This window comes from Deltaproteobacteria bacterium, from assembly GCA_016180845.1.
In the GTDB taxonomy this organism is placed as follows: Bacteria; UBA10199; UBA10199; order JACPAL01; family JACPAL01; genus JACPAK01.
Genome location: JACPAK010000009.1, coordinates 49,181 through 67,824 on the forward strand (window position 1 = coordinate 49,181; position 18,644 = coordinate 67,824).

At 49.6% G+C, this 18,644-nt stretch carries 21 protein-coding genes; 15 read left to right on the top strand and 6 right to left on the bottom strand.

The annotated features are described in order from the left end of the window. The first annotated feature begins 1 nt into the window (after nt 1). The 12 genes from HYT76_10080 to HYT76_10135 all read left to right on the top strand — a co-directional run bounded on the left by HYT76_10080 (nt 2) and on the right by HYT76_10135 (nt 9,464). Entirely contained in the window at nt 2-1,141 is a 1,140-nt protein-coding gene (locus HYT76_10080) for a 1-deoxy-D-xylulose-5-phosphate reductoisomerase (GenBank protein MBI2083895.1), read from the top strand. Next, the gene (gene rseP, locus HYT76_10085; GenBank protein MBI2083896.1) at nt 1,138-2,490 is read left to right on the top strand and encodes an RIP metalloprotease RseP; all 1,353 of its coding nucleotides are present in this window, start codon (nt 1,138-1,140) and stop codon (nt 2,488-2,490) included. Before HYT76_10080 ends, rseP begins: the two co-directional genes overlap by 4 nt. Next, the gene (gene tsaB / locus HYT76_10090) at nt 2,491-3,225 is read left to right on the top strand and encodes a tRNA (adenosine(37)-N6)-threonylcarbamoyltransferase complex dimerization subunit type 1 TsaB (GenBank protein ID MBI2083897.1); all 735 of its coding nucleotides are present in this window, start codon (nt 2,491-2,493) and stop codon (nt 3,223-3,225) included. 47 nt (nt 3,226-3,272) lie between these two features. Beyond that, nucleotides 3,273-3,497, top strand: a complete 225-nt coding sequence (locus HYT76_10095) for a hypothetical protein (GenBank protein ID MBI2083898.1) — start codon at nt 3,273-3,275, stop codon at nt 3,495-3,497. Then, a complete protein-coding gene (gene ilvB / locus HYT76_10100) occupies nt 3,490-5,199 on the top strand; it encodes a biosynthetic-type acetolactate synthase large subunit (protein ID MBI2083899.1) in 1,710 nt (569 codons plus the stop codon). The genes HYT76_10095 and ilvB overlap by 8 nt, the downstream gene beginning before the upstream one ends. An 11-nt stretch (nt 5,200-5,210) precedes the next feature. Next, nucleotides 5,211-5,465 (top strand): acetolactate synthase small subunit, encoded by a 255-nt coding sequence (gene ilvN, locus HYT76_10105; protein ID MBI2083900.1) that lies wholly within the window; start codon nt 5,211-5,213, stop codon nt 5,463-5,465. A gap of 10 nt (nt 5,466-5,475) precedes the next feature. Then, the gene (locus HYT76_10110) at nt 5,476-6,099 is read left to right on the top strand and encodes a phosphatidylserine decarboxylase family protein (GenBank protein ID MBI2083901.1); all 624 of its coding nucleotides are present in this window, start codon (nt 5,476-5,478) and stop codon (nt 6,097-6,099) included. After that, nucleotides 6,096-6,911: a CDP-diacylglycerol--serine O-phosphatidyltransferase gene (gene pssA / locus HYT76_10115; protein MBI2083902.1), complete on the top strand. Its 816-nt coding sequence runs from the start codon at nt 6,096-6,098 to the stop codon at nt 6,909-6,911. The genes HYT76_10110 and pssA overlap by 4 nt, the downstream gene beginning before the upstream one ends. After that, on the top strand, nt 6,901-8,439 hold the full coding sequence (locus HYT76_10120) for a 2-isopropylmalate synthase (protein MBI2083903.1): 1,539 nt from the start codon (nt 6,901-6,903) through the stop codon (nt 8,437-8,439). Before pssA ends, HYT76_10120 begins: the two co-directional genes overlap by 11 nt. Before the next feature lie 176 nt (nt 8,440-8,615). Further along, nucleotides 8,616-8,798: a hypothetical protein gene (locus HYT76_10125; GenBank protein ID MBI2083904.1), complete on the top strand. Its 183-nt coding sequence runs from the start codon at nt 8,616-8,618 to the stop codon at nt 8,796-8,798. Further along, nucleotides 8,786-9,169 (top strand): type II toxin-antitoxin system VapC family toxin, encoded by a 384-nt coding sequence (locus tag HYT76_10130; protein MBI2083905.1) that lies wholly within the window; start codon nt 8,786-8,788, stop codon nt 9,167-9,169. The genes HYT76_10125 and HYT76_10130 overlap by 13 nt, the downstream gene beginning before the upstream one ends. A 4-nt stretch (nt 9,170-9,173) precedes the next feature. Next, nucleotides 9,174-9,464, top strand: a complete 291-nt coding sequence (locus HYT76_10135; GenBank protein ID MBI2083906.1) for a hypothetical protein — start codon at nt 9,174-9,176, stop codon at nt 9,462-9,464. A gap of 9 nt (nt 9,465-9,473) precedes the next feature. Here HYT76_10135 and HYT76_10140 read toward each other — a convergent pair whose 3' ends face one another. From HYT76_10140 to HYT76_10150, 3 genes are read right to left on the bottom strand one after another with little or no spacing between them, the layout of a single operon-like run. Continuing rightward, nucleotides 9,474-9,857, bottom strand: a complete 384-nt coding sequence (locus HYT76_10140; GenBank protein ID MBI2083907.1) for a PIN domain-containing protein — start codon at nt 9,855-9,857, stop codon at nt 9,474-9,476. Continuing rightward, nucleotides 9,838-10,062, bottom strand: coding sequence for a hypothetical protein (locus HYT76_10145; protein MBI2083908.1), 225 nt, complete (start codon nt 10,060-10,062; stop codon nt 9,838-9,840). The genes HYT76_10140 and HYT76_10145 overlap by 20 nt, the downstream gene beginning before the upstream one ends. A 31-nt stretch (nt 10,063-10,093) precedes the next feature. Then, the gene (locus HYT76_10150) at nt 10,094-10,792 is read right to left on the bottom strand and encodes a hypothetical protein (protein MBI2083909.1); all 699 of its coding nucleotides are present in this window, start codon (nt 10,790-10,792) and stop codon (nt 10,094-10,096) included. An 87-nt stretch (nt 10,793-10,879) separates the two neighbouring features. Here HYT76_10150 and leuB point away from each other — a divergent pair, with 87 nt between their 5' ends. Together leuB and HYT76_10160 are read left to right on the top strand one after the other, a co-directional pair. Further along, nucleotides 10,880-11,974: a 3-isopropylmalate dehydrogenase gene (leuB, locus tag HYT76_10155; GenBank protein MBI2083910.1), complete on the top strand. Its 1,095-nt coding sequence runs from the start codon at nt 10,880-10,882 to the stop codon at nt 11,972-11,974. Beyond that, the gene (locus HYT76_10160) at nt 11,971-12,996 is read left to right on the top strand and encodes an aspartate-semialdehyde dehydrogenase (protein MBI2083911.1); all 1,026 of its coding nucleotides are present in this window, start codon (nt 11,971-11,973) and stop codon (nt 12,994-12,996) included. Before leuB ends, HYT76_10160 begins: the two co-directional genes overlap by 4 nt. A gap of 1 nt (nt 12,997) precedes the next feature. Here the strand turns inward: HYT76_10160 and HYT76_10165 are convergent, their stop codons facing one another. Further along, entirely contained in the window at nt 12,998-14,767 is a 1,770-nt protein-coding gene (locus HYT76_10165; GenBank protein MBI2083912.1) for a hypothetical protein, read from the bottom strand. 257 nt (nt 14,768-15,024) lie between these two features. Here HYT76_10165 and HYT76_10170 point away from each other — a divergent pair, with 257 nt between their 5' ends. After that, entirely contained in the window at nt 15,025-15,741 is a 717-nt protein-coding gene (locus HYT76_10170; protein MBI2083913.1) for a tetratricopeptide repeat protein, read from the top strand. Here the strand turns inward: HYT76_10170 and HYT76_10175 are convergent. Continuing rightward, entirely contained in the window at nt 15,738-16,994 is a 1,257-nt protein-coding gene (locus tag HYT76_10175) for an adenosylhomocysteinase (GenBank protein ID MBI2083914.1), read from the bottom strand. The genes HYT76_10170 and HYT76_10175 overlap by 4 nt on opposite strands. An 11-nt stretch (nt 16,995-17,005) precedes the next feature. After that, nucleotides 17,006-18,190, bottom strand: coding sequence for a methionine adenosyltransferase (locus HYT76_10180; GenBank protein ID MBI2083915.1), 1,185 nt, complete (start codon nt 18,188-18,190; stop codon nt 17,006-17,008). Nucleotides 18,191-18,644: the final 454 nt, after the last annotated feature.

Here is an 18,644-nt window from a genome sequence, read left to right on the forward strand (position 1 = left end):
GATGAAAAAAATTACCATCTTGGGAAGCACCGGATCGATCGGCCGACAGGCGTTGGATGTGATCGCACGTCATCCTGATCGATTTTGCATGGAGGGGCTTGTTGCCGGAAGAAATCTGGATCTCTTGGAGGATCAGATCCGGCGATTTCGACCTCGCTTCGTTTCAGTCGAGAAGCAAGAGGATGCGTTGCGACTCAAGGCGATCTTTGACAGTTCCTGCAAGATCTTGTGGGGGGAAGAGGGGGCTGTGGAGGTTGCTTCCGCATCCGATGCCGATCTCGTCCTTTCGGCAATCGTTGGGGCGGCTGGACTCAAGCCGACTTATGAGGCGCTACGGGCCGGCAAGGATGTGGCGCTTGCCAATAAAGAGAGTCTTGTGATTGCGGGACCGATCATGACCACTTGTGCCCAGCAGACAGGGGCCAGGATCTTGCCCGTTGATAGTGAACATAGTGCCCTTTTTCAGGCCCTGTCTTGCGGGGATCGTTCTTCGGTTCGAAAACTGATCCTGACCGCTTCAGGAGGGCCTTTTTTCCAGAAGTCGAGGGAGGAGCTTGCAACAGTCTCTGTGGAGCAGGCGTTACGACACCCGAATTGGGACATGGGGGCGAAGATTACGATTGATAGTGCCACTCTGATGAACAAGGGACTCGAGGTCATCGAGGCCCACTGGCTGTTTCAAACCGCTGTTGATCAGATCGATGTCGTTATCCATCCCCAGAGCATTGTTCACTCGCTCGTTGAATATTGTGATGGATCTGTGATTGCCCAGATGGGGACCCCCGACATGCGATGCGCGATCTCTTATGCCTTGGCCTATCCAGAACGTGTGGAGTCCGGTGTGAAGTCACTGAAGTTGACAGAGATCGGCACCTTGAGTTTTTATGAGCCGGATTTTGAAAAATTTCGTTGTCTGAAGTTGGCCTGTGAGGTGGCGAGAGAGGGAGGGAGTCTGCCTGTGGTACTGAACGCCGCTAATGAAGTGGCTGTCAGCCTTTTTCTGGAACGGAAAATAGGTTTTCTTGATATTCCTCGCCTTGTCGAACAAACTTTGATACGTCACCAGAAGTTTTCCCTGAAAACACTGGATGAGGTGAAAGAGATTGACCGGTGGGCGCGGGAGACGACTCTACATTTATGACAATTCTTTCTTTTATCGTAGCGCTGGGGCTTTTGATCTTTATCCATGAGTTTGGGCATTTTTTAGTCGCGAAGTGGCAGAAGATCGGGGTGGAGAAGTTTTCTCTGGGTTTCGGTCCGAAACTTGTCGGGTTTCAATGGGGAGAGACGACCTATATGATCTCTCTCCTTCCTTTTGGTGGTTACGTAAAACTGCGTGGGGAAGAGGCCGAGTCGGCTGATTCCAACGATCCTTCCTCCTATGCCGCTCGACCCGTTGGTCATCGCTTTAGTGTGGTGTTTGCCGGCCCTTTCATGAATCTCCTCCTTGCGGCGATTTTGATGCCGATGGTTTTTCTCTTTGGAAGATCGGAGCCAGCCTTCTGGCAAGAGTCTCCTGTGATTGCCTCTATTCAAAAAGGGTCTCCTGCAGAGGCGATCGGTCTAAAAGTTGGCGATCGGCTCCTGCAGATTGCGGGGGAAGAAACCCCTCAGTGGAGGGATGTGAGTCAGGTGATCATCCTGCGTGGGGGGGATCGTATCAATCTTGTTGTTGATTCGGGTGGGCAGCAGATCACGAAGGAACTTGTTGTCGGAGAAGATGACCTGACAAAGGGGGGCTATTTGGGAGTGGAGCCTACGCTCTTTATCGGGAATGAGCCGATTGTGGATGGTTTGGTTTCAGGGGGTGCGGCGGAAGAGGCCGGTTTTCAGGTGAATGACGAGGTGATCGCGATCGATGGAGAGAAGATTTTGTCCTGGAGCGAGATGACTTCCTTGATCAATGAAAAAGGAGGCAAAAAGCTTCAATTTCTTGTCAGACGTGCAGGAGCGGAGGTCACCCTCGAAGTTCAACCCCGACGTGACAAATCTCGTTGGGTTATCGGGATCCAAAAGGATTATGAGAAGAGGGGACCTGAGATGGTTTTTCGTCGCTATCCCCTGACTGAGGCGATTACCTTGGGGATGCAGGAAAATATCCGACTCTCACAGATGACCCTTTTGGTCTTGGGGCGTCTGGTGACCTTCAAATTATCCTACAAAAGTCTGGGAGGGCCGATCCGGATTGCCCAGGCGTCTGGGGCTGCTGCCAAAGCAGGGCTTTCCAGTTTTCTCTTTTTCCTCGCCTTTCTTTCCCTCCAGTTGGGCTGGTTGAATTTCCTGCCGATTCCTGTTTTGGATGGCGGTCATCTTTTCTTTATGGTCGTGGAAAAGGTGATCGGTCGTCCTGTGCCCCAGAAGTTGAGGTTAACTGCCGAACAGGCCGGTTTCGCGATTCTGATACTCTTGATGGTCCTTGTGACATTGCATGATGTGGAGAGTGTCTGGGGGCTAGGAAAAATTTTGGCCTGGTTCCGGAATTTGGTCTAAATGAAGATCCTTGCCATTGATACGTCGACGCTCACCGGCAGTGTTGCGTTGCTTGAAACGTCCCCACTTGTCTTAAAGACCGAGATGGTCCTCTCTGTCTCTGTCAAACATTCCCAATCCCTGATGCCGGCGATTGAACGGATCCTGAAGGAAAATCAGGTTGAGGTCGGTGAAATTGATCTCTTTGCTGTTTCAGAAGGGCCAGGATCATTCACCGGTTTGAGGATCGGGATTGCGACGACCCAAGGCCTTGCGTTGGGGACAGGCAAACCTTGCGTCGGTGTCTCCAGTCTTCTGGCATTGGGTCTGAATGGCTCCTTTTTCCCCGGGCTCGTTGTCCCGATGTTCGATGCGAGGCGGGGAGAGGTTTATGCGGCTTGTTTTCAAAATCCCCCCCGGCCCCCCTTTTTCAAAGGGGGGGGAGTTGTTATTGAGGAATCAGCTGTCACTCCTGACGACTTGCTGACTAGACTCTTACAAATTTCATCGGACGATCCGTTGCTCTTTTTGGGTCAAGGGGCTGAGGTGCATCGGGATCTCATCGTGAGCAAGTTTGCAGAGAGAGCGGAGTTCGCCCCCCCTGGGTTTAATCTTCCGCGTGCCTCTCATGTGGGCTATCTCGCCTGGCAGAAATATCTCAAAGAGGGGAGCGGTTCAAAAGGCCTCGTTCAACCGACCTATCTTCGAAGCGCCGAGGTCACGTTTCCAGTTTCAAAACGCTCAATTGCACCTTGACACCCCTCCAATAAGTCCGCAATATCAAGATCTTGTAACTTTATTCTATGGAATCACCAGACTTCAACGGGATTGAGACCTATCTTGAAGAAGATTCCCTGCTTCGGAAGGAGCATGACGACTACAAAAAACTCAAGAAACAGATTGCGAAGCTCGAAAAGAAACCCTTTCTCACTTCAGCTGAAGAGAGGGAGGAAAAACTTCTTAAGAAAATGAAGCTCAAGAAAAAAGAAGCGATTATGCAACTGATGGAGAAACATAAAAATGGGTAAGCAAATGACAGGGGCGCAGATTTTCCTGAAGACGCTTGAAGATCTCGGTGTTGACACCATCTTTGGTTATCCCGGTGGTGTTGTCCTTTATATTTACGACGAGATTTTTAAACAAAATAAAATCAAACATATCCTTGTCCGACACGAACAAGGAGCGACACATATGGCGGATGGTTATGCGCGCGTTACGGGAAAGCCGGGTGTTGTCCTGGCGACGTCGGGTCCAGGGGCGACGAACACGGTGACTGGCCTCGCGACGGCGATGATGGACTCGGTCCCGATGGTCTGCTTTACCGGTCAGGTGCCGGTCCAATTGATCGGGAATGATGCGTTTCAAGAGTGTGATATTGTCGGCATCACCCGTCCCTGTACGAAGCATAACTATCTCGTGAAAGATGTGAACGATCTCGAGCGGGTCATTCATCAGGCCTTTTACATTGCGACCTCGGGACGTCCGGGTCCGGTACTTGTCGATATTCCGAAAGATGTGAGTCTTGCCACTGCTGAATATCAGGGGCTCAAGAATGTCTCACTTCGCGGTTACAAGCCGCAAAAAATTGCCCCTCAAGGCCATATGGAAGAGGCGATGGAGATGATCTTTTCCTCGAAGAAGCCTGTCCTTTATATGGGGGGAGGTGTCGTGGCGTCGGGGGCGGCCGATCTGGTCCGGGAGTTCAGTGACAAGTTGAATCTGCCGGTTGGGATCACCCTCATGGGGCTTGGAGGTTTTCCAGGGACTCACCCCAATTCCATGGGGATGATCGGGATGCATGGTGGTTATTGGGCCAATATGGCGATGCATGATGCGGATCTTCTGATCGCGCTTGGCCCACGCTTTGATGACCGCGTGACCGGTGATCTCAAAAAATTCTCCGTTCGCTCAAAGAAGATCCATCTTGATATTGATGCCACTTCGATCGGGAAGATTGTCAATGTAGATGTCGCACTTGTTGGAGATGCGAAAGAGGTGCTTAAAAAAATGATTGAGATCGTCGATAGAGATCCAAAACGGCTCGCTCAGTATCGAAAAACGGTCCAGCCTTGGCATGACCAGATCGATCAATGGCGCAAGACACACCCGCTTTATTATCCTCAGGAGATGGGTGGTGAGCTTCGACCGCAATTTGTGATTCAAAAGATCTACGACGTGACCAAGGGGAATGCGATCGTCACGACCGATGTGGGACAACACCAGATGTGGGCGGCCCAGATTTATGCCTTCGACAAGCCACGTCGTTGGTGTACCTCCGGTGGCTTGGGGACGATGGGTTACGGTTTCCCCGCCGCGATAGGCGCGCAGATGGCGCATCCTGGGGATACTGTTTTCTGTATCTCCGGAGATGGTTCAATCCAGATGAATATTCAGGAGATGGCAACTGCGGTTCAGTATAAATTACCGGTGAAGGTGGCGATCATTAATAATTTCTATCTCGGAATGGTCCGTCAGTGGCAGGAGTTCTTTTACGGGCGTCGTTATTCAGAATCCTCCATGGCCCCGCTCCCTGATTTTGTGAAGCTGGCGGATAGTTACGGTGGGGTCGGTTTTCTTGTTAAGAAACCTTCTGAGGTTGAACCGGTTCTCAAGGAGTCGATGAAGGTCAAGGATCGCCCTGTCTTGATCGATTTTCAGGTAGCTAAGGAAGAAAATGTAATGCCCATGGTGCCGGCGGGGAAGGGGCTGGATGAGATGTTGTTGGCGTAGGGGCTTATAATATGGACAAGAAACACACCATCTCTGTTCTCGTTGAAAATGAATTCGGTGTGCTCGCCCGCATCGCTGGACTGTTTGCGCAGAAAGGATACAACATTGAGGCGCTCCATGTTGAGCCGTGTACCGATGACAAATCTCTCTCACAAATGACGATTGTGACGATTGGAAGTGATCAGATTCTGAAACAAATTATCAAACAACTCGATAAACTGATCAATGTTCTGCGGGCAGAAGACGTAACAGGTAAAAAATCATGAGGAGCAGAAGATGGTTGTGAAAGAAAGTTATCCTTTTGTTGCCACCGGTCTGTTTTTCTCTATTCTTCTGATCGCCTTTTTTGGGGTTTTTGGATTACCGACACTTATTATACCTGCCTATATTGCCTACTTCTTCCGGAATCCACGGCGAACGATCCCTTCAGAAAAAAATCTGATCCTTGCCCCGGCTGATGGGAGGATCCTCACGGTGGGGGAGGGAGAGGAAAAAAGGTACCTTCAAAAGAAGATGAAGAAGGTCAGTATCTTTATGTCTCCAATGGACGTTCATCTGAATCGGATTCCTTATTCTGGAAAAATCAAAAAGGTTTTTTACAACCACGGAAAATACCTTGCTGCCTTTAAAGAGAAGGCGTCGTTGGATAATGAGCAAAATGCGGTTTTATTGGAAACCGAGCGGGGAGACGAGATCCTCTTTGTACAGATTGCCGGGTGGTTAGCCCGAAGGATTGTCTGTTATTTAAAAGGAGGGGAGACGGTAGAACGCGGTCAGCGCTATGGGTTGATTCGCTTCGGTTCACGCATGGATGTTTACCTTCCGTCAACAGTTGAACTCTTGGTTTCTGTGGGAGAACGTGCTAAGGCTGGTGAAACAGCGATTGCGAGGTTTTTATGAAACGTGTTCCGTTGTCAAAGGGAGTCTATATCCTTCCCAGTCTTTTTACGACCGGGTCTCTTTTTTGCGGATTTTATTCCATAGTCCACTCGGTCTCTGGGGATTTTGTCCGGGCGACGATCGCGATTTTTGCCGCTGGCTTCTTTGACCTCCTCGACGGTCGGATTGCGCGATTGACGAAGAGTGAGAGCGATTTTGGGGTCGAATATGATTCCCTCGTTGATCTTGTTTCTTTTGGTCTTGCTCCAGCATTGCTTCTCTATATGTGGAACCTCAAGGATATGGGTCGTATCGGTTGGCTCGCCGCTTTTGTCTATTTTGCCTGTGGGGCTTTGAGGCTGGCCCGCTACAATATCCAGATCGGGACGATTGAGAAGAAACGTTTTGAGGGGCTTCCAATTCCTGCTGCCGCATTGACCCTTGTGAGCTTTGTCATCTTTTTTGAGACCGGCTATGGTATGCCGTTGCTTCGTCAGCCGCTCTCTCTCTTTTTCCCTTTTTTGCTCGGGCCCTTGATGGTCAGTCGGATTCCTTATCGCAGTTTCAAAGATCTTGATTTCAAAAGAAGTCGAAATGCCTTTTATCTCCTTGTCGGAATGGTTGGAGTGATCTTGGTGATTGCCTCGGATCCGGAGCGAGTCCTTTTTTACATCGGGCTTCTCTATATTTCCTCAGGTCCTCTGGAAAAACTTTTTCTCTCCTGGAAGGCCCATCGGGAAAAGGCAGCCCTGACGAAAGGAGAGTCGCTCTGGAGACGTCGGAGGCGCAAGATTACAGTCCTTGAGGAAAGCCGAGATCGCAATGCCGGCTGATTTTGTCAAAATATTTGATACGACCCTTCGAGATGGTGAACAATCCCCCGGTTACAGCATGGATATTAATGAAAAGCTGACGATGGCCCATCAGCTAGCGCGGCTCGGTGTCGATGTGATTGAGGCGGGATTTCCGATCGCCTCACCGGGGGATTTCGAGTCCGTTCGGAGGATCGCCTCTGAAGTAGAAGGGCCTTCAATTTGCGGACTGGCACGTGCCCAGACAGCAGATATCGAACGCTGTTGGGAGGCGGTGAAACCCTCAAGGAAACCACGAATCCATGTCTTCATTGCGACATCCGATATTCATCTCAAATACAAATTGAGAAAAGATCGGGAACAGGTTTTGAAGGATGCCGTTCAGGCGATAAGATTGGCGAAAAGCTTTACCGAGGATGTTGAGTTTTCGGCTGAGGATGCCACGCGCAGCGATCCCACTTACCTGGCAGAGATACTTTCGGCGGTCGTTGAGGCGGGGGCAATGACACTCAATATCCCGGACACGGTCGGCTACACGATTCCTTCCGAATATTCAAAACTGATTCGATATCTGAAGGAGCATGTGCAGGGAGCCGACCACGTTGTTTTGAGCGCCCATTGTCATAACGATTTGGGATTGGCGGTGGCAAATTCTCTGGCGGGAATCGAGAGTGGAATCAGACAGGTCGAGTGCACGATCAACGGGATCGGTGAACGGGCCGGCAATGCCTCTTTGGAAGAGATCGTGATGGCGCTCAAGGTTCGACAGGAGAAACTGGGTTTAACAACTCGAATTCAAACCGAACAGCTCTATCCCTCAAGCCGTCTTTTGGCCCATATTACCGGAATCGGGGTCCAGCCGAACAAGGCAATCGTCGGGGCGAACGCATTTGCCCACGAGTCGGGGATCCATCAGGATGGTCTTCTCAAGTCGGAGTTGACCTATTCGATCATGACACCGGATCAGGTGGGGGTGACGGCCCATCAATATGTTTTGGGGAAACATTCCGGTCGCCATGCCTTTCGCGAGAAATTGAAGGCGTTGAATTATCAACTGACTGACGCGCAGTTTGAAGAGGTGTTTAAGAAGATGAAGGAGTTGGCAGACAAGAAAAAACGGGTATTTGATGAGGATATCGAGATGATTGTCATGGATCTTTTGGGACATGGCCCGGAACGATACATCCTCGAGGATCTGAAGATCCAGAGTGGTACCAGACTGACTCCCAAGGCGGTTGTGACACTTAAAATCAACGGCAAAAAAGTACGCACCGAATCAAAAGGGGATGGTCCTGTCGATGCCGCCTTTTCAGCGATCAAGAAGTTGACGAAGTTCAAGGGGAACCTCCAAAAATTTTCAATCAATGCGATCACGGGGGGGACCGATGCCCAAGGGGAGGTGACTGTTGCGTTGGAGTACGACGGACGGACGGTGCGTGGCGTCGGTTCGCATACCGATATTGTCGTTGCCTCCGTGAAGGCATTTCTCGCGGCGCTCAATCGTACCGAATCAACGACCGATCGAGTTCATCCGCAAAAGGGGGTTTAATTCAGGGCGCTAATAATCCTTCCGTCGAGATCAAACAGTTTATCAAAGACACCAACCATGAACATCTATGGTAGAATCACCTTGTCTTTTGGCTGTATAGGTGCTATACATAGGCACATATGTCTCAATTCAATATCAATATAACTCCAGATTTTGAAAAAGACCTTGAAAAATATATGAAAAAACAAGGTCTTAAACAAAAATCGGAGGCGATTCGAAGGGCTGTTCATGAAGCGGTTGAGCGACTGAGCCGTAAAAAAATAGAATATAATTTTAAAGATATCTTGGGGATTGCGTCTCAATACCCTCAAAACCAACATCCAAAATTCCAATCGGAAGATGAGTTGTGGGAAAAGTGATGGTTATTGATACCTCCGCACTCTTAGCCATTGTATTCCATGAGGAAAAGGGATCTTCCATCCAAGAGAGGCTAGACCAAGAAGAGGGTTTGCTCCTTATGAGCACGGTGAATCTCACGGAGTTTCTCATCCTGATACGGTCCCGATTGACTGTGGGTTACGATCAAGTTTATGAGAAAATTCTGACGACAGGTATTCGCTTTATCCCACCGACTGTGCACCATGCAGAAGTTGCCGCCAAGGCAAGGCTTCAATATCCGCTCAATCTCGGTGATTGCTTTGTCTACGCCTTGGCAAAAGATGAAAATGAGCCGATATTGACCTTGGATCCTGATTTTAAAAAAACAGATGCCGTTGTCATCATGCCCTGATCCTATGCCCTCCTGCTTTTCCTGTGAAAATTCTATCGAGGTGACCGAGCGAGTGGGGCGACGAGACAGTTGTCCGAAATGCCATGCCGATCTTCACTGCTGCAAAAACTGCGAGTTTTACGACCGGTCGGCTTATAATGAATGCCGTGAATCCCAGGCCGATCGGGTTCTGGATAAGGAGAAGTCCAATTTTTGTGATTATTTTCAGCTCGCCCAAGCGCCTCATGCGATGAAAGAGAACGATGTAGCGGCCGAGGCGAAACGAAAACTGGAGGCGTTATTCAAGAAGAAGTGAATATTTTATTTACTTCAAAATCCTGATGGGAACGATCTGCGCAATTTTAGAAAAAATAGTGTCGAAAGAATAGAGGAGGCCATTCGTCTCCAGAGCACACTGAGCCACATGGGCATCCGGAACACTTACCCTTAACCCTTTTTCACGAAATAATCGGCGTGCCCGGCCGACCGCCGTCCAATGAGCCTCTGTAGTTTCATGAAAATTGAGGTCTTCCAGAAAATCGACGAGTTGTTTTTCTTTAGCTGTGGTCATCGTCCCACTCAACAGCTCGGCGCGCACAATCGGGGAAAGCAGCACGCGGCCGTCTTTTAGCGCCTGTTCCAGCTCTGGGAGTGTTTTTCCAGAAAAAAAATCGATCCAGACAGAAGTGTCAACGATGAGTTCGCTCACGGGCTTGATCCAGATCGATATGTAGTTTTAATTTTCCTTTGAGAGACATCCCCTTCTCATAGGCACGACGACGCTTAACCAAACGGAGTCCCTCGATGAGGGTCTCGGTGACCCCTGTTTTTGTCGTCTCAAGGGCCCCCTCCAATAATTTTTTGGGGAGATTTGCCGTAATTCGACGGACGGGATCTGCAAGGTTTCTATTCATATCTGTATGATGACGTAGATATGTATTTATGTCAATATGTTTTAGCTTGTTTGGCTATTTCCGTAAACAGAGGTTCAATATAACCCCGCGCAACCACCTCAGCACTCTGTTTTCCTCCTATCATGGAGTTCTTTGAGGCTCCGGTGCAGGAGATGTTGTAATCAGGGCTGCTGTAAGCCCGATAACGTGCCTCCTCGGAAGGGGCATACGTTGGACCATTGACTGTTTCGCGAACCGTCAGTGTACAGGAGGAGCCATCACGGACCCCTTGGATCGCAAATTGGATACTTAGGATCCAGCTGTCACAGGCAAGGGTCATCTCTTCACAGGAACTGGTTTCATGGGCCATTGAAATTTCGGTTACACTGACGTTTTCATTTCTTAATGAACCATTGAACGTATAGGTTGCCCGGATATCGCTGTGGAGTACTCCATTCGGTGCCCGGGTAAGAACGGGATTTACGTTCAAGCTATCCGCGGCTCCTATCGCCTTACCGAAAATCCGGGTGTATTCGTATTCCAAGGCATTCTCTCTCAGAGCCACGAAGCTTGTTTGAAGATTTCTTGTTTCAATATCTTTATCTTTTAGTGTTTGGGGTGATTTCCGACGGGCTGATCGGTCGTTTAGCCAGTCCACCAATTTATTAGCGAGCCAACTACCGACGAAAGGAGCGGCAATAACACCCCCTATTGTACCTAAAATGATTCCGCTCCTTCCAATACCGCTCATAGGAACCTCCTTATTTGGCAAAGTTTCAAGACGCTTGTTTTTCGATAGCAGGCGTCTTAAGTTGCTAGAAATTTTTCAGGAGCAGTTATTCAAAAAGAAATAAAAATTTTAGTTCTTCCCGGTGACGGGATTGGGCCCGAGGTGACTGAGGTCGCCGTTCAGGTGCTCAGAAAGGTTGGGGGGAACTGCGGCATCCCGCTCAAATTTGAGACGAGCTTGGTCGGAGGGGTGGCGATTGATCGTGTCGGATCTCCCTTGCCTCCTCCTGTCTTGGAAAAAGCGAAAAAGGCCGATGCGGTCCTTTTAGGGGCGGTTGGAGGGCCGAAATGGGACAACCTCCCTCATGCCAAACGTCCCGAGCAGGCCCTCTTGCGGCTTCGTTCAGGGTTGACACTTTTTGCAAATTTAAGACCTGCTAAAGTCTTTAAGCCATTGATCGATGCCTCGTCATTGAAGCCGGAGGTGGTGGATGGTATTGATCTGCTAATTGTTCGGGAATTGACTGGGGGGATCTATTTTGGGAAGCCACGTGGTCTCGTCAAAGAGAAGGGGAAGCGGAGTGGATTCAATACAGAGATTTACGATGAGAAAGAAATCGAAAGAATCGGACGCATCGCCTTCGAGGCGGCGTCAAAAAGAACGAAAAAGGTGACCTCTGTTGACAAGGCAAACATCCTCGAGAGCTCCATTCTCTGGAGAGAGGTAATGACAGAGGTTGGAAAGGACTATTCGGGGGTGAAGCTGGATCATATGTATGTGGACAATTGCGCGATGCAGCTGGTTCGAAATCCGAGGCATTTTGATGTCATTGTTACCTCCAATCTTTTTGGTGATATCCTTTCCGATGAAGCGGCGATGTTGACCGGTTCGATCGGGATGCTCCCTTCGGCCTCGTTGGGTGAGGTAAAAAATTCGTTGGGCTATCCTCGTGGTATGTATGAGCCGATTCACGGGACGGCACCGGATATAGCAGGGAAGGGGCTTGCGAATCCGCTCGCGACTATTCTATCGTGCGCGATGTTGCTTCGTTATTCGGTGGGGGCAGAAGAAGGGGCGCGGAAGATCGAAGAGGCGGTTGAAAAAGTACTGTCACATGGCTTCAGAACGGCGGATATTGCCAAAAAAGGGGAAAAGGTTGTCTCAACGGGTGAGATAGGCGAGGCGGTATTGGAGCGGTTATGACTCGAAAGACAAAATATCATGTTGGCGTTGTTGGGGCGACCGGTGCCGTTGGGCGGGAAATGCTCTCGATCCTCGATCAAAGAAAATTTCCCATAGAATCTGTCCGAGCCTATGCCTCGGAGAAAAGTGTTGGGCAGAGGCTTGAGTTTGGGAAGAAGAAGGTTGCTGTAGAGCTCCTGACCGAAAAATCGTTTACGGGGATTGACATCGCCCTCTTTTCAGCAGGGGGGAGTATCAGTCAGCGATTCGCGCCGATTGCCGCGGAATCAGGGGCGGTGGTGATTGACAATTCGAGTGCCTTTCGTATGGAGCCGGACATCCCGCTCGTCGTCCCTGAGGTGAATCCTCAAGCGATTGAAAAATTTAAAAACCGCCGGATTATTGCGAATCCAAATTGCTCGACCATTCAGCTCGTTGTTGCCCTAAAACCGATTCATGATCTTGCTCGAATTAAACGGGTTGTCGTATCGACTTATCAATCAACTGCCGGGGCAGGGCAAAAGGCAATGAACGAGTTATCGGAACAGGTCACTGCCCTTTTTAATCAAAAGGAGATCAAGAAAAAGGTCTTTCCCCATCAGATCGCCTTCAATTGCATCCCGCATATCGATGTCTTTTTGGACAATGGATATACAAAGGAAGAGATGAAGGTGATCCTGGAGACCCAGAAGATCATGGGGGATTCGTCAATTCAGGTGACGGTGACGGCGGTTCGGGTCCCGGTCTTTTGTGCCCATTCGGAGTCGGTGAATATCGAGACGGAGAAGAAATTATCGGCTGAGGATGTCCGTCAGATTCTCCGAAAGGCGCCGGGAGTCGTCGTCAAGGATAACCCTGTAAAGAACGAATATCCGCTCGCGATCGAGGCGACAGGGCGTGATGAGGTCTTCGTCGGTCGGATTCGTGAGGATGAGTCGATACCGAACGGGATTAACCTCTGGATTGTTGCGGATAACCTGCGTAAGGGGGCGGCCCTGAACGCCGTCCAGATCGCTGAGATCCTGGCTAATAAATATCTTTAATTTATTGTCCCCAATCGAGGAAGAAGTCGTCCTGTTCTTCCGGATTCTGATATTGCTGAGTTGGCGGGTTTTCCGTATCAGCAACTGTTTCGTAGGAATAATCTTGGCTCCCTGGAAGTGGGACATACCATGACTGCCGCTCAAGATCCTTTTGGATAAGAAACTCCAAGGCGAGGGACTCGAGGCCCTCAGACATCATCGACATCGCCATCGGGATATCTTCTTCCATCGCCTGTTGAATCGCCTCAAGCTCGATCGGAGAGGCCCCTTCGCCGCCATAACGGTTCAGGTAGGTGATGAGGCCATTCAGGTTATCAATTCCTGTTTCAATACTGGAGACATCGCCATTAAAGGCGTTGGAAAGATCAATGCCGGTTCCTCCCTCAACAACCTCATTGGTATCATCGCCAGCATCATTATGGGCTGTGAAGATCGCATCATTTCCGCCTTGTCCCAAAAGTACGTTTTCTCCGAGGGCGCCATAGATGAAGTCATTTCCCTCTCCTCCACTGATTCGGTCCGTGGCGTCACCGCCTTGAAGGATATCATTTCCAGCCCCTCCATCGATTGTGGCACCATTTCCGTCGACGCTCTCCTCGATAACGACCATGTCATTTCCACCTTGACCGTAGATTTGACTCCCGGCGCCACCGACGGAGTAGATCAGATCGTCTCCACTCCCTCCATAGATGGAGACGGCGACACTCGAATCGAGTCTTTGACCACTGTCATGGAGATGAAATTGTAGCTGCGCGCGAATCGTATCGGTATTTCCATCCTCGAGGATAAACCTTCCGATCACCTCACCCTGCCTGCTTTTCGCCTCGACAATCAGATTATCGCCATCCGCATTGACCGTCCATTGCTTCGCCTCCTGACCTGCGATCGTATCCATCATCCGAAAGTTAAAATCGTTTGCCCCATTCATTTCGAAGGTCATCTGATGGACCCCTTGTGATGTCTGTCTTCGCGATTCTGGTTCCAGATTCTCAAACGGGCTTGAGGTATCTTCCACTGAAGTTGAATTTCCTGCAGAAGAGCCGCTGCCGGTAGATTGGGCCCCCACACCAGACGATCCGGCCCCTCCCGCACCTTCGGTGGCGGATTCCATTCCTAATTGAACACGGATTTCATCATTGAGTTGGGCACTATCCAGAATGCCGTCTCGATCTCCATCTCCACTTAAGGCGTTCCCGCGTCTCATGAGGGCCTGGCCCTCTTCGACATGTCCTTCAGCGATTAAGGCGCGTCCCAAATTATAAATACGAATCTCATTGTCATCAGTAATACCATCCCCATCACTGTCAGCATTGTCTGGATTGGTGCCGTCGCGGAGCTCTCGTTCATTGGTAATCATATCACCATCTCGGTCTGGATCGCCGGCGTCATAAACACCATCACCGTCGATGTCGCTCGAGAGGGTTTGTTCTAGTTGAGCGATCTCCTGCTCTAAAACTGGCATGAGCCGATCGATTTCTGCGACGAGATCGGCTGCATTGTGGTCATGTGGGGCTATTGGAGCAAGTTGTTCTCGAATCCTTTGAAGCTGTTCTAATTGATATAAGGCCTCTTCAAGACGTTGATTCGGGTTTGAGGAGGGATTCGGGATCTCACTCGACGCCGTATTGGATGTTTGTCCGAGGAGGACACCCCTTTGGGTCTGCAGAGAGGTCGTTTGAACAAGTGTCGACGTTGATGGGGATTCCGGAAGATCCTCCAGATCCTGTGAAATGACCGGTGTCTGATTATTTCGAATTCCGTCAACAGCCACCTTTAAAACCTCCTTGGAAAATGGCCCAGAATAGTCTGGATCCAGGTTTCCATCCCCTAAATATAGCAATCCCTATGCCAAACTCATTTTTTAAGCTTAATTTAACTATATGAAATCATTTAGTAATTTATTGATATTTTTTGTTTTTCCCCCTTTTAGAGTGGTTACCCTGAGTTTATGCCTCCTTTTTGGGGGGTTAAGACCCCACAAGTCTCCTACTTGACTTTGGGGAAATAAAGTCGAACAAGTGGGTTCTCATGTGGTTCAAAATCCTCTTTCTCCTGCTCCTTTTTTGTGTCCCCCTATGGGGGGAAGAGGGTGAGGGGTCGCTTAAAGATCTGAATCAAAAGGTTCAGGTGGAGCTTGAATCAAGTCACCGTTTGGCGGGGGAGGGAAAGATCGATGAGGCGATTAAAAAGTTGCAGGACCTTCTCAAAGAGGCCCCAAGTCAATCGTATCTGATTCGGATTCAATACGATCTTGCCAACCTGCTTTTTCTCCAAGGACGTTACCCGGAGGCACGGGCCGCCTATTACAAGGTCATCATGCTGAATGAGGATCAAAAACAGATGGTGGCTCGTGCCCAAGAGAGAATTGAAAAGATGAAGGAAAGGGAGGCCCGCAAGGGAGATCAGGTGGCGATTCGCCTTATCGATATTGAAACGACTTTGGATGCAGGGCAGTTCCCTCCTGCCGGGACGATCGACTTTTTGAAGGAAATTGAATCCCAACCGACTCATCTGTCTTTTGAAAAGGCCCATCTTCTTCGGGCGAGAATTGTTGATATGGAAAACAAAAAGGCGCTGGAAATTCTAAATGAGGCACGACAGCTTTTTGACCAAAAAAAGGATTATGGAAAGATTCTCGCTCTTCTCGAGACGATCGTACAGGAATTCCCCAATACGGATGAGATGCCCTCAGTTCAGATTCTTATGGAAGAAACGCGCAAACGACTCAGCCGACGTCAGCACTAGGTCCCTTCACTCCACGAGGAGAGATATTTTTCTTGCTCGGTGGTCAAGGTATCAATGGAAACCCCCATTCCTTTGAGCTTCAGGCGGGCAATCTCCCGATCGATTTCTTGAGGGACGTCGTAAACCCTTTTCTGTAAGGTTTTTGCATTTTTGACCAAAAACTCGGCTGAGAGTGATTGATTGGCAAAGCTCATATCCATCACGCTTGAGGGATGACCTTCTGCGGAGGAGAGATTCACAAGCCGTCCCTCGGCCAGGAGATTAATTCGACGGCCATCAGAGAGTTTGTATTCGACAAGGAAATCACGGAGCGTCCGTTTCGAAACGGCGAGAGACTCCAAAGACGGAATATCAATTTCAACGTTGAAATGGCCGGAGTTCGCGATAATCGCCCCATCTTTCATTTTCTCATAGTGCTCTCTGCGGAGGACGGACTTGTTGCCTGTTACCGTGCAGAAGAAATCCCCCAATGGGGCTGCCTCGGCCATGCTCATGACTGAATAACCATCCATGACCGCTTCGAGGGCCTTCAACGGATCGATTTCAGTCACGATAACCTTGGCTCCCATGCCGCGAGCCCGTTGAGCCAGGCCTCGACCACACCATCCATAACCACAGACAACAAAGTTACTTCCTGCGAAGAGGCGGTTAGTGGCCCGGATGATCCCATCCACCGTGCTCTGGCCGGTGCCATAACGGTTGTCGAAGAGATATTTGGTCTGGGCCTCATTCACGGCGATAATAGGATAGGCGAGCACTTTATTCGCCTCCATGCTCTTGAGTCGGATAACCCCAGTTGTTGTCTCTTCGGTTCCACCAAGAATCTGGCTCAACTGGTTTTTACGTTTTTGATGGAGTGTTGTAACAAGATCGGCTCCATCATCCATCGTCATGACAGGTTGGGTGTTCAAGACCGCTTCAATATGTTCGTAGTAGGTTTTGTTATCTTCGCCTTTGATTGCGAACACAGGCATATCATGTCTGATGGCTAGGGCAGCGGCGACATCATCCTGGGTTGACAAGGGGTTTGAGGCGCAGAGCGCAACATGAGCGCCACCCGACTTGAGCGCCAGCATGAGATTGGCTGTCTCTGTGGTGACATGAAGACAGGCAGCAATCTTCAACCCCTTCAACGGTTTTTCTTTTTCAAACCGTTTTTGGATCTGCTGAAGAACAGGCATGCTTTGAGCTGCCCATTCCATACGGAGGACTCCTTGTTCAGCCAGATTTTTATCCTTAATGTCGCAGGCCATAACCATCTCCTTTAGGATGTCACACGGTTATAAACACCGGTGAGTGATTTGATCTCATTCGCCCGGTCTGTTTTTTCCCAGGTAAAGTCAGGGTCGAGCCTTCCGAAGTGACCGTAGCTGGCTGTCTTTTGATAGATAGGGCGTTTGAGGTTGAGTGTTTTAATAATAGCTGCCGGTTTCAGACTCCATAACTCTCGGGCAATTTGCGTAATCCTTTCATCGTCAAATTTTCCTGTTCCAAAGGTATCGACCATGAAGGAGACCGGTTCAGGATAACCGATGGCGTAGGCAATCTGAACCTCACAACAACGAGCCAATCCCCCGGCGACAACATTCTTGGCGGCATAGCGGGCCATGTAAGAAGCGGAGCGATCTACTTTTGAGGGATCTTTTCCGGAAAAGGCTCCACCACCATGACGACCCCATCCACCGTAGGTATCGACAATAATCTTTCGTCCCGTGAGGCCCGAATCTCCTCGAGGGCCCCCGACCACAAAACGACCGGTCGGATTAATCAAAAATTGGGTTTCTTTATCCAACATTGAGGGTGGAATTGATTTCTTGATCACTTGTTCAATGACCGCCTCTTTCAGGGTTTCGTATTTGACGTCCGGTGAATGTTGGGTGGAAATAACGATCGTTCGAATCCTTTGGGGACGGTCATTCTCGTATTCAACGGTAACCTGTGATTTTCCATCCGGACGCAAGAAAGTGAGTTCCTTCTTTTTCCTCGCCTCGGCAAGACGGGCGGTAAGTTTGTGGGCATAAAGGATCGGCATTGGCATCAACTCAGGGGTCTCGTCCGTTGCATAACCGAACATGAGTCCCTGATCACCGGCCCCTTGCTCTTTGAAAAGACCTTCTCCCTCGGTAACGCCCTGAGAAATATCAGGTGATTGTTGGCTTACAGCGACCTGAACGCGGCAGCTTTTGGCGTCGATCCCAAACTCAGGATCTGTATAGCCGATATCTGAAATAACCTTTCGTGTAACTCGATCGAAATCGACGGAACCTTTTGAGGTGATTTCACCCGCAACGACCACAAGATCATCCTTTGCGAGGGTTTCACAGGCGACTCGTGAATCGGGATCCTGTGCGATCAAGGCATCCAGGACGGCATCCGAAATCTGATCACAAACCTTGTCGGGATGACCTTCAGTAACAGACTCAGAACTGAAGAGGAAGTTGCGACCCATAGTTAACTCCTTATTTTTTTGAGGCTTTTTAAAACCACCTCAGGATTAATGTAAGGTCGGAGAGGTAGCCAAAAAAAAAAGATTCGTCAAGGCGAAAACAGGCAAAAACGGCTCGCCGGCCCCTTAGCAGACCGTCTTACAGACTATTGATTGTAGGGAGCGTCCGATTTTCGGACGGTCCGTCCGGAAATCAGACGGTGGTGGTCCCTCCAGGTCTCATTAATCTCCCAATACCGTTGGCACGTCTTTTGTATATACCTCCTAAAAAAGGAGCAACCAAACCGGTCTGGTTCTCGACAATACACTGTGCCTTCTATGCCCAAGAACCTTTGCAGATTCTTTACCTCCCTCCTCCTTCAGCTTCTCGGTCTATAACCCGCTCGATCGGACCGCCCCGGCGAAGGTAATGATCGGTCTTGCGAAGGATCAGCTGATCCGGGATCGTCTGACATTT

Excerpts from the sequence above, each read along its gene's own strand:
- HYT76_10110 (MBI2083901.1), top strand. The coding sequence starts at position 5,476 with ATGGTTGTGAAAGAAAGTTATCCTTTTGTTGCCACCGGTCTGTTTTTC.
- HYT76_10120 (MBI2083903.1), top strand. The coding sequence starts at position 6,901 with ATGCCGGCTGATTTTGTCAAAATATTTGATACGACCCTTCGAGATGGT.
- HYT76_10095 (MBI2083898.1), top strand. The coding sequence starts at position 3,273 with ATGGAATCACCAGACTTCAACGGGATTGAGACCTATCTTGAAGAAGAT.
- tsaB (MBI2083897.1), top strand. The coding sequence starts at position 2,491 with ATGAAGATCCTTGCCATTGATACGTCGACGCTCACCGGCAGTGTTGCG.
- HYT76_10170 (MBI2083913.1), top strand. The coding sequence starts at position 15,025 with ATGTGGTTCAAAATCCTCTTTCTCCTGCTCCTTTTTTGTGTCCCCCTA.
- HYT76_10135 (MBI2083906.1), top strand. The coding sequence starts at position 9,174 with ATGCCCTCCTGCTTTTCCTGTGAAAATTCTATCGAGGTGACCGAGCGA.
- HYT76_10145 (MBI2083908.1), bottom strand. The coding sequence starts at position 10,062 with ATGAATAGAAACCTTGCAGATCCCGTCCGTCGAATTACGGCAAATCTC.
- HYT76_10150 (MBI2083909.1), bottom strand. The coding sequence starts at position 10,792 with ATGAGCGGTATTGGAAGGAGCGGAATCATTTTAGGTACAATAGGGGGT.
- ilvB (MBI2083899.1), top strand. The coding sequence starts at position 3,490 with ATGGGTAAGCAAATGACAGGGGCGCAGATTTTCCTGAAGACGCTTGAA.
- ilvN (MBI2083900.1), top strand. The coding sequence starts at position 5,211 with ATGGACAAGAAACACACCATCTCTGTTCTCGTTGAAAATGAATTCGGT.
- HYT76_10180 (MBI2083915.1), bottom strand. The coding sequence starts at position 18,190 with ATGGGTCGCAACTTCCTCTTCAGTTCTGAGTCTGTTACTGAAGGTCAT.
- HYT76_10175 (MBI2083914.1), bottom strand. The coding sequence starts at position 16,994 with ATGGCCTGCGACATTAAGGATAAAAATCTGGCTGAACAAGGAGTCCTC.
- rseP (MBI2083896.1), top strand. The coding sequence starts at position 1,138 with ATGACAATTCTTTCTTTTATCGTAGCGCTGGGGCTTTTGATCTTTATC.
- HYT76_10160 (MBI2083911.1), top strand. The coding sequence starts at position 11,971 with ATGACTCGAAAGACAAAATATCATGTTGGCGTTGTTGGGGCGACCGGT.
- pssA (MBI2083902.1), top strand. The coding sequence starts at position 6,096 with ATGAAACGTGTTCCGTTGTCAAAGGGAGTCTATATCCTTCCCAGTCTT.
- HYT76_10080 (MBI2083895.1), top strand. The coding sequence starts at position 2 with ATGAAAAAAATTACCATCTTGGGAAGCACCGGATCGATCGGCCGACAG.
- HYT76_10125 (MBI2083904.1), top strand. The coding sequence starts at position 8,616 with ATGAAAAAACAAGGTCTTAAACAAAAATCGGAGGCGATTCGAAGGGCT.